The organism is Bacillus sp. FSL H8-0492 (genome assembly GCF_038006145.1).
GTDB lineage: Bacteria > Bacillota > Bacilli > Bacillales > Bacillaceae_G > Bacillus_A > Bacillus_A mycoides.
Window position 1 is genome coordinate 3,459,774 of sequence record NZ_JBBOUP010000001.1, and the last position, 16,120, is coordinate 3,475,893.

16 protein-coding genes and 1 pseudogene are annotated in these 16,120 nt (G+C 33.6%); 4 read left to right on the top strand and 13 right to left on the bottom strand.

The annotated features are described in order from the left end of the window. Window positions 1-22: 22 nt before the first annotated feature. Complete coding sequence (locus MHH66_RS17670) at window positions 23-1,270, bottom strand: DUF445 domain-containing protein (RefSeq protein WP_078184276.1); 1,248 nt, start codon at window positions 1,268-1,270, stop codon at window positions 23-25. A 157-nt stretch (window positions 1,271-1,427) separates the two neighbouring features. Further along, entirely contained in the window at window positions 1,428-2,768 is a 1,341-nt protein-coding gene (locus MHH66_RS17675; RefSeq protein ID WP_002064719.1) for a D-serine ammonia-lyase, read from the bottom strand. A gap of 149 nt (window positions 2,769-2,917) precedes the next feature. On the opposite strand from MHH66_RS17675, the gene MHH66_RS17680 reads away from it, so the two are divergent. Next, window positions 2,918-3,463 (top strand): helix-turn-helix domain-containing protein, encoded by a 546-nt coding sequence (locus tag MHH66_RS17680; protein ID WP_002012259.1) that lies wholly within the window; start codon window positions 2,918-2,920, stop codon window positions 3,461-3,463. A gap of 48 nt (window positions 3,464-3,511) precedes the next feature. Here the strand turns inward: MHH66_RS17680 and MHH66_RS17685 are convergent, their stop codons facing one another. From MHH66_RS17685 to MHH66_RS17710, 6 genes are all read right to left on the bottom strand, one after another. Next, window positions 3,512-4,195, bottom strand: a complete 684-nt coding sequence (locus tag MHH66_RS17685) for a prolipoprotein diacylglyceryl transferase family protein (protein WP_078184275.1) — start codon at window positions 4,193-4,195, stop codon at window positions 3,512-3,514. 14 nt (window positions 4,196-4,209) lie between these two features. After that, on the bottom strand, window positions 4,210-4,764 hold the full coding sequence (locus MHH66_RS17690; RefSeq protein ID WP_078184274.1) for a TlpA family protein disulfide reductase: 555 nt from the start codon (window positions 4,762-4,764) through the stop codon (window positions 4,210-4,212). Between the two features lie 18 nt (window positions 4,765-4,782). Beyond that, the gene (gene ccdA, locus MHH66_RS17695; RefSeq protein WP_002064714.1) at window positions 4,783-5,496 is read right to left on the bottom strand and encodes a cytochrome c-type biogenesis protein CcdA; all 714 of its coding nucleotides are present in this window, start codon (window positions 5,494-5,496) and stop codon (window positions 4,783-4,785) included. Window positions 5,497-5,550: 54 nt separating this feature from the next. After that, the gene (locus tag MHH66_RS17700) at window positions 5,551-6,363 is read right to left on the bottom strand and encodes a M56 family metallopeptidase (RefSeq protein ID WP_078184273.1); all 813 of its coding nucleotides are present in this window, start codon (window positions 6,361-6,363) and stop codon (window positions 5,551-5,553) included. 1 nt (window position 6,364) lies between these two features. Then, window positions 6,365-6,781, bottom strand: a complete 417-nt coding sequence (locus tag MHH66_RS17705; RefSeq protein ID WP_078184272.1) for a BlaI/MecI/CopY family transcriptional regulator — start codon at window positions 6,779-6,781, stop codon at window positions 6,365-6,367. A gap of 125 nt (window positions 6,782-6,906) precedes the next feature. Continuing rightward, on the bottom strand, window positions 6,907-7,305 hold the full coding sequence (locus MHH66_RS17710; protein ID WP_002031084.1) for a DUF3942 family protein: 399 nt from the start codon (window positions 7,303-7,305) through the stop codon (window positions 6,907-6,909). A 543-nt stretch (window positions 7,306-7,848) separates the two neighbouring features. On the opposite strand from MHH66_RS17710, the gene MHH66_RS17715 reads away from it, so the two are divergent. Then, complete coding sequence (locus MHH66_RS17715; protein WP_002064712.1) at window positions 7,849-8,547, top strand: peptidase E; 699 nt, start codon at window positions 7,849-7,851, stop codon at window positions 8,545-8,547. A gap of 53 nt (window positions 8,548-8,600) precedes the next feature. Here the strand turns inward: MHH66_RS17715 and MHH66_RS17720 are convergent, their stop codons facing one another. Together MHH66_RS17720 and MHH66_RS17725 are read right to left on the bottom strand one after the other, a co-directional pair. Then, window positions 8,601-10,010 (bottom strand): MATE family efflux transporter, encoded by a 1,410-nt coding sequence (locus tag MHH66_RS17720; protein WP_002086395.1) that lies wholly within the window; start codon window positions 10,008-10,010, stop codon window positions 8,601-8,603. Window positions 10,011-10,238: 228 nt separating this feature from the next. Further along, window positions 10,239-11,003 (bottom strand): DUF2087 domain-containing protein, encoded by a 765-nt coding sequence (locus MHH66_RS17725; protein ID WP_078184271.1) that lies wholly within the window; start codon window positions 11,001-11,003, stop codon window positions 10,239-10,241. A gap of 284 nt (window positions 11,004-11,287) precedes the next feature. Between MHH66_RS17725 and MHH66_RS17730 the strand changes: the two are divergent. Beyond that, window positions 11,288-12,013: pseudogene (locus MHH66_RS17730) on the top strand (MBL fold metallo-hydrolase). Between the two features lie 38 nt (window positions 12,014-12,051). Here the strand turns inward: MHH66_RS17730 and MHH66_RS17735 are convergent. Next, window positions 12,052-12,243 (bottom strand): hypothetical protein, encoded by a 192-nt coding sequence (locus MHH66_RS17735; RefSeq protein ID WP_016094350.1) that lies wholly within the window; start codon window positions 12,241-12,243, stop codon window positions 12,052-12,054. 132 nt (window positions 12,244-12,375) lie between these two features. Here MHH66_RS17735 and MHH66_RS17740 point away from each other — a divergent pair, with 132 nt between their 5' ends. Beyond that, on the top strand, window positions 12,376-12,798 hold the full coding sequence (locus MHH66_RS17740; protein WP_016094351.1) for a PH domain-containing protein: 423 nt from the start codon (window positions 12,376-12,378) through the stop codon (window positions 12,796-12,798). A 95-nt stretch (window positions 12,799-12,893) separates the two neighbouring features. Here MHH66_RS17740 and fumC read toward each other — a convergent pair whose 3' ends face one another. Then, complete coding sequence (gene fumC / locus MHH66_RS17745) at window positions 12,894-14,282, bottom strand: class II fumarate hydratase (protein WP_002064705.1); 1,389 nt, start codon at window positions 14,280-14,282, stop codon at window positions 12,894-12,896. A gap of 124 nt (window positions 14,283-14,406) precedes the next feature. Beyond that, entirely contained in the window at window positions 14,407-15,810 is a 1,404-nt protein-coding gene (gene nhaC / locus MHH66_RS17750; RefSeq protein ID WP_016094352.1) for a Na+/H+ antiporter NhaC, read from the bottom strand. Window positions 15,811-16,120 lie beyond the last annotated feature (310 nt).

The following is a 16,120-nucleotide window of genomic DNA, read 5'->3' on the forward strand; positions in this document are numbered from 1 at the left end:
CCACAATTGTGGAAGGTTTTTCTCATATAATCGCTTTTATTCCTTCTAAAACTAATCCAATCATAAAACCACAAACAGCCCCGTTCACACGAATCCACTGCAAATCTTTACCGACATTATTTTCAATCATTTCGATTAATGTTTTATCATCTAATTTATCAAGGTTTTCTTGCACAAGCTTTCCAATTTTTGAATGATTCTTTTCAATAATAGTAACAACTTGTTTTTGTAACCAATCTTCTATTTTTTGAACAATCAGTTCGTCTGCTTTTATTTTATTCATTTGTGTTTGTAAGAATGGAACAACATATTTATCAACAAATTCTTCATTCTTCACAAAAGTAACTACCCTACTCTGTACTTGCTCTAGCATCTCTTTTATTTTGTCAGTAGCATTCCAATTTGCAATCCATTTTTCTTTCCACTTCTCTAACTCCTGTAATAAAGATTCATTTTCTTTTACATTTATAATTTCTTGACGAATTTTCGCTAATATAAGTTGTCTTGTGCTATTATCTGCATCTTGTAAGCTGTTAATATTGCTAATGATAAACTTCTGCAAAATGCCGCCAATTTTATCTTCATCTACAATATTCATAAATGATTTCAAAGTAAACTGTAGGAATCCATCTACTTTTATGTTTTCCATCGCCTTCATGCCTAAGCTTCCGAGCTGATAACGTGCTTCATCTTGAGCTGTCCAATCTTTCACTTTTACTAATATGTAATCAAGTGTTTTTTCATCATATTCTTGCACTACTAATTGATCCACGAGAACTTGTAATATGTTACTTGTGTTAATTGTATGCAAATACGTTTTTAATTCTTTTTCAATAATAACAGCTAATTTTTCTGTATCTATTTGAAGAATCGCTTTCTCAGCAATTGTTACAATTCCTTTTTTCACAGCGTCAGACTGTAACTCTTTCTCAGCAATTTGCAGTACCATTTGTGCTAGCTGCATTTCTTTTACTTTACTTGTAATACTTTCTTTCGTCAGCCATTCATTTTCTAACGTAGAAACGAGACCCTTTGTTACCCGTTTCCGATTTTTAGGTAATAATGCTGTATGTGGAATTGGAATTCCTAACGGATGACGGAATAAAGCTGTAACCGCAAACCAATCCGCAAGTCCACCAACTAACCCAGCTTCAAATCCACCTTGTATAATTTCTCCTGCTACCGTTCCTTGAAAAGGGATTGAAGCCGCAAAACCTACACCCATAACCCCAAGCGAAATACCCGCTATATATTTAGTCTGTAATGACATCGTATACACATCCTCTTATTATGTAAAATAAAGCTGTTTTGTTATATTTAATCGATATGAATAATCCTTTATAACTATACTATAAAGAACTAATGTGAAAATAACAAAGATTTTTATGTACATGAAAAAATGAGGCTTTAAATCGCCTCATTCTTCCTTACTCTGCTTTCGTTAATTCCGAACCTTTTTTATAATAACCACTCATCACGTCTTCCGGAACCATACTACCGCCAGTTCCCCACACAATATGAGTACCTTTCTTCACCTTCTCTGTTAAATGTTGTTTTTGTAAATACTCATTTTCAGCTTTACATACATTCAACGGCCCTATCATACCCGCTAACGCAGAAGGCTCTAAATAAATATTTTCAGTATCAGCCAGTTCTTTTAATAATCTATACAACTCTTCATCACTTACTGTGTAATTTCCACTCAAAAATGGTTCCATCGTTTTACCGACAAATCCAGATGGTCTTCCTACTGCAAGCCCATCCGCATCAGTTACATTGTCAATCCCGATATCTTGAACGGCAATTTTATCGTGAAGCCCTGTCATTAAACCGAGTAACATACACGGAGAGTGCGTAGGTTCAGCAAAGAAACAATGCACATTGTCTTTGTACAATAACTTTAAGCCGAATGCTACTCCGCCAGGCCCACCACCTACCCCGCACGGAAGATAAACGAATAAAGGGTATTCTTCATCTACTACAATCTCTAACTCTTCTAATTGTTTTTGTAAACGTGACGCTGCTACTGCGTATCCTAAAAATAAATCATGTGAGTTTTCATCATCAACAAAATAACAGCTAGGATCTGCATCTGCTTGCAGTCTTCCTTCTTCTACTGCTTTACTATAATCAGCTTCATATTCAATAACGTTTACACCTTTACTTCTTAATAAATCTTTTTTCCATTCTTTTGCGTCTGCCGACATATGAACAGTCACATTAAAACCTAATTTCGCACTCATAATACCGATGCTAAGCCCTAAATTGCCAGTAGAACCTACTGCAATTGAATACTTCGCAAAAAAACCTCTAAATCTATCACTATCTAAAATTGAATAATCATCTTTCCCTGTTAACATTCCATGCTGAAGTGCCAGTTGCTCTGCATGTTTCAGCACTTCGTATATTCCGCCTCTAGCTTTTATTGATCCTGATATCGGAAGCCCGCTATCACATTTTAATAGTAATTCCCCTAAAATAGGTTGCCCATAACTTTTCTCTAAAGATTGTTTCATAGAAGAGATTTTCACTAAAGGTGATTCTATAATACCGCCTGTTTCTTTCGTTTCAGGAAATACTTTCGCAATATATGGTGCAAAACGCTTTAATCTCTCTTCCGCGTCTTTTACATGTTCTTCATTAAGTGGCGAATTTTTTATTGCTGTTTCATACTTTTCCATATTCGGGTTTATCCAAAATACTTCTTCTGTTGCGATTAAGTTATTTACTAGTGGATATTGCTCTTTTAATGCCTCTATCTCCTTCATTCCTCTTCCTCCTCATATCCTTGTAGCTAGCCATATAATAAATTATAATTAAATTAATTTTAATATAGTTTAACATAAATAATTCATTTTAGTTAATTTCAATTTAATTTATTTAAATATAATTTAATAATTATTAAGGAGCATTTATTATGGAAAATATAGATATTGGTAAAAAGATTGAAAAACAAAGAAAAGAAAAAGGATTAACTAGTAAAGAATTAGCAAAGATGGCCGAAATCACACCATCAATGCTTAGTCAAATTGAACGTGGTTCTGCTAACCCTTCTATTCAAACATTAAAGGTACTTGCAAAAGCTCTTGATGTTCCAACATTTAGTTTTTTACTTGAAGAAAATAATACAGACGATTTAATTGTACGTTCTCATAAAAGAAAAAAAATGATTATCGATAATTTATCATATGAATTGTTATCACCTGATTTCACAGGAAATTTAGCAACAGCAATTATGACTATCCCACCAAATACTGCTTCATCAGAAAATGTTCTAGAACATAAAGGTGAAGAATTAGCATTTGTATTAGACGGAAAAATCACATTGCACTTAAATGAAGAAGAATACACATTAGAAACTGGTGATAGCGTAAAAATACCAGCTTATTTAAAACATAAATGGGTAAATCAATTCGAGAAAAATGCGATTGTTTTATTTTCTGTTACTCCGCCGATTTTTTAATTCATATGATGATACAAAAATAGCCATGCTCTCCGTGCATGGCTACTTTTATTTTTTTGGTACTAACAAAATCCCTAAACTAATAACAAAAAAACTGAGTATTTGCTGTATTGAAAGACCAAATAGAACTGAATTTTGTTCACTAATAAGTGAAATAATGATATGAGCAATTCCCTCGCAAATTAGAAAAAAGCTTATATTCTTTCCATTTCCTAATCTTTCATTTTCAATCCATAACGAGCCAATTATACCGAGTGCGAGTATAATCTCATACATGAAAATAGGATGATACAAAAATTTTGATTCATATATTTTCATCCCCCACGGCAGTGTCGTTTGTGCACCTACTTCTTGATGGAATATAAAATAAAAGATTATACTCACGCAAAATCCAAAAGGTAATGTATCAAGTAAAATCCGAAGAGAAAATTGCTCTTTTTTACTTTTCCAAACAATATATATACTCGCAATTACGCACCCTACTATAATATGCTGAATACTTCCTACAGCTAATAATGCTGGCATTGGCGCCCCAATGGCCCATACCGGATTTAAAATTGCCGGTGCGAATTTCCATACTAATACAATGATAAGAAAGCCATTCGTTACTGCATCCATCATTTTTTCATATTGAATATTTTGCTTTTTCATCCTTAGTTTCATTAGAGTAAATCCAAATAAACTTCCTATTATAAGAGAAACGGGTTGTAACCTCACCATCCACTCCATCACTATGAAATCCCCTCTTAATTCTCAATTATTTTCTTAAACTTCTCTTCTAATTGATCTGGAGGTAATACACCTCGTGCATGATCTACAATAATTCCATCTTTATTAACAAAAAATGTCGTTGGTAAAGAAAATACTTTATAATCTATTCCAGCTACTCCGTCCATATCTAATAGAACAGGAAATTTAAATCCGTGACGATCTGCAAATGCGCTCGCTTCTTGTACTGGATCCCCGATTGTTGCATTTACCACAAAGATTTCAACATCCTCCTTATATTTATCATACAAACGAACTAGATCAGGAGCCTCCATTTCACATGGACCACACCATGATGCCCAAAAATTAATAACATATGGTTTTCCCTTTGCATCATTTAACGAATAAAGCTTCCCATCTAATCCTTTTAATGTTATGTTCGGCGCTTTAAATCCCACTTGTGGTAATACTTCCTTCTCTTGTAACTCCGCTTGTTTCGCTTTTCTTTCTTTTTCTTCTTTCTTAGTATTATAAAAGTTAACTCCGGCCCAAATTAGTGCCCCAGCTAGTATAATAGCAATTAGTTTCTTCACTTTTCTTCCTCCTCATTTCTAAAATCCCGTAAATCCGCCGAATAGACGAATAAAGAACGCTGTAATTTTCGTCATTTGATTTGTATATAATAAAACCCCTGTTAAAATCATCATTCCACCGCCGATTTTCATCATGACATTGGCATAAGTAACAATCCATTTTACCTTTCCAATAAAAAATGCCATCACGAAAAATGGAACTGCAAAGCCAAGAGTATATGCCGTAATATAAAGAAGCGCACTTTCAGGATTGGTCGCCCCGAGCATAAGCACTGCAGAAAATATCGGACCAACACACGGTGTCCATCCTGCTGCATATGTCATGCCGACCAAAACTGAGCGAATATATCCTGTCGATTTACTTCTATACTGCACTTTTTTCTCTGCCATAAGCCACTTAGGCTGAAACAATCCAGTCATAAATAACCCCATCAAAACAATAAAAATCCCACCAATTTGCTGAATCAATCTTTGATTAGATGAAAAAGTAATCCCAATCCAACTCACCGATAAACCTAACGCATAAAATATAACCGAGAAACCGATCATAAAAAATACTGTATGTATAATCGCTGACTTTTGCATAATCCCACGATTTTCTTTTAAATCTTGAATAGACACACCTGTAATATATGATAAATAAGATGGATATAGCGGTAAAGAACATGGTGATATAAATGAAAGTATCCCAGCCCCTACTACTAGCCAAATTGTTAAATCCGCCGCATTCATTTTATCCCTCCTAAATACACTACAATGTGTAGTGTTAATTATTAAAAAAAGAGGCTATATGCACTCTCCGACAATAAGTACAATCGACATACAAAATAGCCCTAACGTTACATATACTGAATTTGTATGTAATGGCATATTCAGCTTAACAACTTTCTCATTCAACACTTGCTCAATTCGTAAATTAATTGCGGTTTTCGCAAACGACGCTGTAATACATTGATTTTCCATCGTCTTTATTTTAATTAACTTTAATAATGCACTACCTAGCTCAAATGAAGATTTCATTTTTTGCATCGCATATTTATCTGCTGATAGCTCTTGATATACATGATAACGCTGCAACATCCCTTTTAATATAGGAATATACATCATTCCCTCAGCTATCAATGTAAAGAAAAATAACTTTAATGGATCTCGATTTTTTTGATGATATTCCTCATGTAATACAATCGCATCAATTTCTTCCTCAGAAAATGCCTGAAACATTCCTTCTGAAATGACAATTTTCGGTCGAAATAATCCAATTGTAAATGCCGTAATCTGTAACGTTGATAATACGTACACTTGCTTTCCTTTTCTAGTAATAGACACGAGATTTCTTTTCAATCTTTTACTATAAAAAAATTGCTTCCAAATTCTTTTACTCATAATGATTACAGTAAATAACAGTAATCCGGCTATCATTATACGAAGTATTGATAGTTCCCTCATATGTTTTTGTAATTCAAATAAACAAAATTGAGAAAGGAAAAATGCTTTATTTTGAAAAAGAAATGGGTATGTAACGTAGTATACTAACATGCTTAAAAAAAGCACACTAATAGTCACTGCTAACAAAACGATTTTACGCATTTGCCACTTCATTTTATCGGTCCTCTTTTTTTAGCCGACTTAATTTCTCTTCTAATTTTTTTATTAAAGATGGATCAGCTTGTTCTAACTCATCTATCATATGGTTCACAACAAGATCTCCAAATTCCCCCATTAATTCCTGTGTCATTTTCTTCGTTTGATTAGATAAAAATTCTTCCTTCGTTTGTGTAGTACGATACATACCACTTCTTTTCACAATATGCTTTTCTAAATGTGCTTTCTCTACTAATCTGTTCATAACTGTCATTACAGTATTAAAATTCACCGGGGATTCTTCACTTAATTTCTGTTGCACATCTTTAATGGTAATACCCTTAGTAGCCCAAACAATTTCCATTATTTTCGCTTCAAGCGGTCCGAAAAAGTGATTTAACCCTTGCTCATTTAACTTGTAGTTTTGAGTAAACATCGTATGGCCCCTTTCACACTACAGATTGTAGTATAAAATATATAGAAGGTCAAACATAAATGATATTAACTGATACTTAAATGCATTCTAATCTCCACTAATTAGTTATCTGTACCACGTTCGATTCATTGTAAACCTAACTTCTCCCCAAATGTATCATAGAGATAATATTCTAATATTTGCACACTAAATTTCTCATTACGCCCAAGTGCAAATAATTCCCGATCTTTAGCTACGATAGTATCTAATGGAATCACCACATTATCCACTATTTTTGTAATTTCAATTATATTACTTTCTACGTTTACTTCTGTTTTAAATTCAATATTTTCTAATACTATATGTGAACGTCTTCCTGATGCAAAAAAAGTAAAGTTAGGGTTTTTAAAAATTCCAATTTCACTCTCTAACGGATATAAATATTTATAAATTATATCTCTGTGTCCATCTTTTATTATTTTTTCATCTTTTTCATCATCTAAATATTCTTTCACCTTTGCTGCGAACTCAAATCGAAAATCCACTCTTTCACGCTCCCTCTTTTTAGTCTACGCTAATAAATATATTAATATAATTTAACTATATTATAAAATAAGTTCCTATAAAAAGTAAAAAACACTTTTGTAAAACTTTTGGTATTCTCTGTACTTTTTAAATATAAATACTCTTTCAACATTCATTAGTACGTCGTTATATTCATTTAAACATATTGTTCCCATATTTTGAAACAATATTTTCCAGTATTATATATCAATAAAGTGAAACTTTAATCAATGGGGATTTTGTTCATCCCCCACTGATTATTAGCCCACACCAATCGGGCGTTTACGGGCAGTTGATCTCCCACCTAACTTCTTTGCTCCAATCGAATTTTGAGGCGGGAGTTTACTGCCCGCAAATAGCGGGATAAACTGCTTCTAATTCCTTTCTATCCACAGCTATCGACTCCTTATGTTATTTCAATATATTGTTTACTTTATTTCCCCTTATTCATTAAATCACAGAAGGAATGTAACTCCCCACTATCGAATTTTTACATAACAAATATTATTAGGTGGTGCTTTACTATGAAATTAGCTGTCATTGGTGGCGGTGATTTACAAGATCCAAATCACTTGCATATTAATGAACGACTTATAGAATTAACGAATAAACAATACCCAAAAGTATTATTCATTCCTACAGCTAGTCGTGATGATGAAGGATATATAAAGTTATTTTTAGAAACGTTTGAAAAGCAATTACATTGTGAGGTTCAAATTTTACGCATTTCAACCGAAACACCTACTAAATATGAAATAGATGAGATGATTCATTCTGCCGATTTAATTTACCTTGGCGGTGGAAATTACGTTCACATGCTTGAACAATGGAAAGAACATAAACTAGATGAAAAGTTACTATTTGCTTTAAAACGTGGAACACTTATTGCAGGATATAGTGCCGGTGCTATGTGCTGGTTCACATCTAGCATTCGTTCAGATTATGAAGGTTCCGGTTATATAGAAAGTAGTGGCTGGGGTATTGTTAACAAAAGATTTTGCCCCCATTACAATCAATTAAATAGAATGAATGCCTTCCATACGTTTTTACAAACTCACCAAGGTAATATAGAAGGTATTGCATTAGAAGATAATTGCGCTTTATATATTACAGAAGGTTCATTTGAAATTATCGGTGAGCCAGATACAGCTTGGGAGTTTTATATGAATAATGGAGAACTCATTAGACAACATTTTGACATAACTTTAAAAAGTTATTTATAAGCATTCATAAAAAAATGTCCCTAAGTATAATGACTTAGGGACATTTTCATCTTTTAACTCACTAATCGTGTAATTCGTTTCTTCTGCCATGAAAGCTTATAATATGCATACTGTAATATTAAGCTAACGATGAATGCAGCTGGATACCCAATCCATATCCCTTCTATTCCAAGGCTCGTATGGTAAGAAAGATAATACGCCACAGGTACTTCAACAAGCCAAATTGATACAACACTGATTACAGTTGGCCATAGTACAGTACCACTTGCTCGCATTGTCGCACTAATAATTTGTGCATGACCGAAAATTAAGTAGCTCCATAATGTAATCATGATTAGACTATGAGCAATGTCAATTGTATTTTGACTTGTTAAAAATAGTGCTAAAATATCTCTTGAGAACAAGTAAATAAGAGATATTAATACACCACCAATGATATAATTCATAATAATTCCGGCCTTAACAACTTTCTGCAATCGATCAAATTGGTTCGCACCAATTGATTGCGCTGCAAAAATTGATACTGTAATACCGAGGCTAACCGCTGGCATTTGTACATAACTTGCAACTTGGTTCACAACGCCATACGCCGCTGTTGCATCTGAACCGTACCGATTTACAAATGCGATTACCGCGATCTCTGATAATGAAACTAATATCATATTAATACTCGCTGGAATACCGAGGCGTAACAATAATTTTAATAACTCCCAGTCCATACGAAGATATTTTCTTACTGTCCCGTCTAATTGTAGTGGATGATTTTTCTTCTTTAAATACACTAGCATGACAATAAACGTAATAACTGTAGATATAACTGAAGCATATGCAGCTCCGTAAACATCTAATTTCGGAGCTCCTAACCAGCCAAAAATAAGAATTGGTAATAAGATCATATTTAGCGCTGTACTCACGATTAAAAAGTAAAATGGCGTTTTAGAATCTCCTGTACCTCTCATAAATGTTGTGTATGCAAAATATAAAAATAATACTGGCATAGATATAAATAAAATTCTTGCATAATGCACACTTATTTCAATAATGTTTTCTGGCGTTCCCATAAGGCGCATAATATCCATCGCAAAAATACTACCTATTATCGCCAACACGACTCCGATAATAAAAGTAAACGTAAGCGTCGTACCAACGATAGCTTTTAAGCGCTCCTCATTTTTAGCACCAAATGCCTGACCAATTAAAATTGAACTACCAGAACCAATTCCAATTACAAATGAAACGAGTAGGAAAAATAACGGGAAAAATGCCGATATAGCTGCTAGATCATTTACGCCAAGCCATCTTCCTACTACTACCATTCCAAATAACTGTCCAACTGATTGTAATACATTACTTAAAAGTAACGGCACTAAAAACATGGACATCGATTTCCATATCGGCTTATGTTCTGTTTCTGACTTCTGTGACTCTACACCTTCTTTATTGTTATCTGTAGGTGGTTTCAAATTTCATTTCTCCTTTTATTTAAAATCTGCACGGTTAAATCCGTGCTCAAATAATTGTAATTACTCCAACCATTTCTATACTGTTTGCTCGTCAAAGTAATTGCCTCTTCCACTCACTATTTTCAAATTCATCATAGAACTTTAACATATTTTTCGTATCTGTAATCCTCTATCTCTTTGTATAGTTGTTTTTATTATGTGCATCTATTCATTTTCTTCTCTTCATTCTTATAACTTCACCCAATATTGGCTTCCATCAGCTGTTCTATCTAAAAAACCATATTCGATTAAATATCTTCTCAAAGTTACAAAATCCGGATATATATTTTCTAAAACTGTATTTACTTCTTTTTCAGTATACTTTTTATTACTATCGAATTTCTTCACTAAATGACGTAATATAATCAATTTACGCTTTTGCTTTTTCGGAAATTTAGAAAGCGGTCCATCCAAACCTTCTGTAAAATGCGCTGTTAAAACTTCAGCATTTTCTTCCTCTGTAATATTGTATCTATCATCCACCATCGTAGCTGTTCTATGAATCGGTACAAATTTAGTTTGAACTTTTGATTTTTCTTCTGACAATTCCATTAACGCTAAAAATACTTTCGCTTGCTTCATTTTCTCGCGCAATGTAAATCGATGATTGCGAATCGTCGATGTGCTCCCGCCATCCATTTCTTTTACAATCTCTTTATCGTTAAGTCCCATATAGAAAAACTGAACCATTTTCTTTTGCAAATCAGTTAAGCCTGTAAACTTTTTATCAAGATTTAATAAATATTCAAACATAGATGTATGCTCATTTTGAATATGCAACTGTACAAACTTCTCTGCTTCATACAAAACTTGATTTTCTTGATAAATAACCCCTTTAATAAACGTTTCTCCACAAGCTAAACAAACATACTCCTCTGCTTCCTCGTCAAATACATACCCTTTCTTCAATTCCTCTATCGACGCATCCCAAAACTTCTCTGAAATACCATTCACACTAAACACTCCTTCAAAACATTTATTTAAAAACTAAACAAATCACAATAACGTTTATCACCACTTCACCATCTTAACATAACACAAACAAACATTTCAACGTTCCGTTTACCCATTTTATAAACTTTCATAAAAAAATCTATTAAATAAATTAAAAAAGGACTTAAAGCAACGAAAAGCGAATGTATTTAATAAATGAATTACTATAGAATGTGAAACAAAACATGACTATTCTGCACGACCCTTGGTTTACTGTTAAACAAATCGCTCGAAATACATATGCGATTAGTGAATATGGACATTGAGAGAAAGTACATTCCTTCCTACTTATAGGCGATACTACCGCACTTCTTATTGATACTGGACTAGGTATCGATAATATGAAACGTATAACGGACCAACTAACAAGCTTACCAATTACAGTTGTCACAACACACGTTCATTGGGATTATATCGGTAGTCACTCACAATATGAAAAACTCTATGTACATGCTTTAGAAGAAGATTGGCTCATTAACGGTATAAAAGGGCTTCCTATCGCTCAAATCCGGAAAGACATCGCTCGTGATATTACTTTACCTACCCCTAAAACATTTCAACCTGAGACATTCAAGCCATTTCAAGGAACACCAACAAAATTACTAAAAGATGGAGATATTATTGATATCGGAAATAGGAAAATTCAAATTATACATACTCCAGGTCACTCACCGGGGCATATTTGCATATACGATTATGAAACTGAGTTTTTATTTACAGGAGATTTACTTTATGAAGGCACGATTTTTGCATTTTATCCATCGACAAATCCTGTAGACTTAGTTCAGTCTCTAAACAAAATTACAAACTTCTCTCCTATTAAACAAATTTACGGTTCACATCATACACTTGGTCTTTCTCCTACTATATTGAAAGAAGTAAAATACGATATTCAATATTTAAGTGATAACAACCTCGTTCAACATGGAACCGGCATTCACTCATTCCAAAACTTCAGTATTCAATTTTAACTACAAAAAAGGTGTTTCCACATATAGAAACACCCTTTTTACCTTTTATATATTTTATAAACAACTTCCACTAAAACTTTACTCGCTTGTACAAATACATGTTTTCGCTTTCCATCCTCAACGAATCTATTTGAGCAGCCATTCATAATCATCATACAACTAATTATGACTAGCACTACACTTCTATTCTTGTTAGTCACTTTATGCCACTCCACTATTAAAAACTTCATTTAAATTTATCCTATCAAAAAATTTTACACGAATAATAAACCGAAAGAATATGCAATTCTGCATATTCCCACGTTTTATTACGATGTTATGATTTAATTTGGTTAAAGAACACGTATAACGAGGTGACTAACTTGAAGTTTAAAGCGAAAAAAAATCCATTTCACGTCATTTTTATTACATTATTTATAATTATTTTTTTCATTTCGCTATTCTTCCAAAACGAAAATTCTATTTTTTTCACTCTTATGATGCTGTTAAATATCGTGAATCTCTCTTCATTCTATTTCTCTCACTACAACATAACGGAATCTTCTCTTATTGTAAAACACGGTTTCATATTACGTACTGAAATTCCATTTGAAAATATCCGTCACATTAAATACTCTGGCAAAACACTCCGTTCAGAAAAATGGACTAGGCAGCAATTAGAAATTGATTATAATTTATTTGACTCTGTGACAACTTTCGTACCACAAGAAGAAGAAAAATTCATTTCACTCTTAAAAGAGAACTGTCCGAATATGAAAGTAATGAATACGTCTTCTAACAAATAATATCTTTTGGAGCTTGCAGTAGTACAAGTGGCGGAAACATAAAATAAATATCAAAAAAAGCCAAGATTCTAAATTAAGAATCTTGGCCTCTTCTATTATTCTTTCGGAGCAATCATTTTTTTCGGATCTACAATCTCATCAAATTGCTCTTCTGTTAGTAGTCCAGATTGCAATGCTGCTTCTTTTAAAGTTAACCCTTCTTTATGGGCATGCTTTGCAATTTTCGCGGCATTTTCATACCCGATATGTGGGTTTAGCGCTGTTACAAGCATTAATGAACGATTTACATTTTCATTAATTACTTCTTCATCTGCTTCAATACCAACTGCACATTTATCATTAAACGAAACGGTTGCATCCGCTAATAAGTGAGCAGATTGCAGGAAGTTGTAAGCAATAACTGGTTTGAATACGTTTAGCTCAAAATTACCTTGGCTCGCAGCAAATCCGATTGTTGTGTCATTCCCCATAACTTGTGCTACAACCATTGTTAATGCTTCACTTTGCGTTGGATTTACTTTACCTGGCATAATAGAGCTTCCTGGTTCATTTGCAGGAATAATAATTTCCCCAAGACCACTTCGTGGACCACTTGCAAGCCAGCGCACATCGTTAGCTATCTTCATTAAATCAGCAGCTAATGCTTTTAATGCTCCATGTGCAAATACAACTTCATCATGGCTCGTTAACGCATGGAATTTATTTGGTGCAGAAACAAATTGTTTACCTGTAAACAGACTAATTTCTTCTGCTACCATCTCACCAAATTTAGGGTGCGCATTAATTCCAGTTCCAACCGCAGTACCACCAATTGCTAATTCTTTCATATATGTATTGCTATCTGCAATCATACGCTCTGTTTTTTCAAGCATACGGTGCCATCCGCTAATTTCTTGTCCTAACGTTAAAGGTGTTGCATCTTGTAAATGCGTACGACCGATTTTAATAATATGTTCAAATGCAGTTACTTTTTCTGCTAATGTTTCTTTTAATTTCGTAATAGCTGGCAATACATGATTTTCTACCGCAATTACACACGCTACATGAAGTGCTGTTGGGAACGTATCATTTGAACTTTGAGACATGTTCACGTCATCATTCGGATGAATATGTACGTCAGATCCCTTTTCTTTCAAAATTTGATTACCGCGGTTTGCAATTACTTCATTTACATTCATATTCGATTGTGTACCACTACCGGTTTGCCATACGACAAGTGGAAAATGTTCATTCCATTTTTCTGCGATAACTTCATCAGCAGCTTCCACAATTGCTTGTGCTTTTTCTTCTGATAACTTCCCTAATTTTTGATTGCTAATCGCTGCACTCTTCTTTAAAATCGCAAATGCTTTTACAATTTCAAGTGGCATATGCTCTGTTCCAATCGGAAAATTTTCCTTACTACGCTGCGTTTGTGCTGCCCATAATTTATCAGCTGGAACTTTCATTTCTCCTAATGTATCTCTTTCAATTCTGTACTCCATTTTTTCATCCCCTTGAAAATAAAATACCTACATTTCTCATTTTAACAGACTTTCCTTCAAATGATAAGAATTCTCACTCGTATATACAAAAAAAATACCTTCTGCCATCGCAGAAGGTATTTTTTTATGATGCTTGCTTTCCTTTTTCAGCGTCATCTACATACCAAATGAATTTTCCTGTATATCCGTAAATAACTGCCAAAATTAATGAAACAAAGCTTAACCACATAAACGGAACATATGAGAACGTTGCTACACCTAAAATACCAGCCATAAAAATACCATTATCCGACCACGGAACCATACCAGAAGTTAACGTTCCACCTACTTCTGAGTTACGCGCTAATACACGGCGGTCTATTTTTAATTTATCATAGCTATCTTCCATAATTTTCGGTGTTAAAATAAGTGATACGTACATCGCACAACCAAATATATTAGCTAAGAATGCCACAATTAACGTAGACAACGTTACATTACCTGCAGAATTTAATTTCTTCTCAAATTTTGATACGATTACTTTTAAAACTCCTAGCTTTTCAAGTAGTCCACCAAAACCTAAGCCGAAAATAATAACGGCTACTGAACTAAGCATACCGTTAATTCCACCACGGTTTAATAACTTATCGACAAACTCGACACCAGATTGAATTGAGAATCCGTTATATGCTGTTCCAATTGCCTCTCCAAAGTGCATCCCTTGGAAAAGAGTTGCCCAAATTGCACCAATTAAAGCTCCCATAGCAATTGTTGGCATAGAAGGTTTCTTCAGCGCCAATAGCACAATAACGATTACAGCAGGAACAAGCATCCATATTTTAATATCAAATTGCTTTAATAAAGCTTCTTTTAAAAACTCTACTCTATTTAAATCTACATTATCCCCGCCATACATCCATCCAGCAACAGTAAACATAATGCTGGTAATAATAAAAGCTGGAACGTCTAATACGAGCATAGCTCGAACGTGAGCAATAACATCTACTTTCGCCATAGAAGCTGCAAGAACTGTGCTATCAGAAAGTGGTGATAATTTGTCTCCGAAATAAGCTCCTGAAAGGACTGCACCCGCAACAAGCGGAAGTGGTAATCCAAGCCCTTCACCTATCGCCATCATAGCAATACCTGCAGTTCCAACTGTTCCCCATGATGTTCCTGTCGCGATAGAAGTGATTGAACAAATAATTAAAGTTGCCAATAAGAATATGCTAGGGTGAATGAATTCTAATCCATAATAAATTAATGTAGGTACAACCCCACCAGCAATCCACGTTCCAATTAAAGCCCCAACTGCAACTAAAATAAGAATTGCTTCTAATCCATTAGAAATCCCTTTCGTAATTGCATCTTGCAATTCTTGATAACGAAATCCTAATCTTAATCCAAGCGCAATAACTAAAAACCATGAAATAAATAGCGCTAATTGAATTGGGAGATCAAAAATCGTTTGGAAGGAAAAGACGACAGCAAGAAATAGGCATAAAAGAATAATAATTTCTAGCATCGATGGTAATCTTACACTTTTCATTTTTTTCTCTCCTTACAAGTCGATAACATGATGTATGTAGTCTTACGTGTATGTAGTATACAATTAGCGAAGACAAAACAAAATTTTCATATTATTTCGATTTATTTTTTCAGTATAATATATTCACAACCCTTTCTATTGTAAAAGTAGATTGCGCTTTTCGCAATGAAAAATATAAAAAATGTTGTATTTTTATTTATTTAGATAAAAACACCTAATGAAATAAAACTTTAATCAATGAGGGTTTTATCCATCCCCACTAATTATTAACCCATAATAACCTTTTTAATATTTGCCTCAACAAAACTTT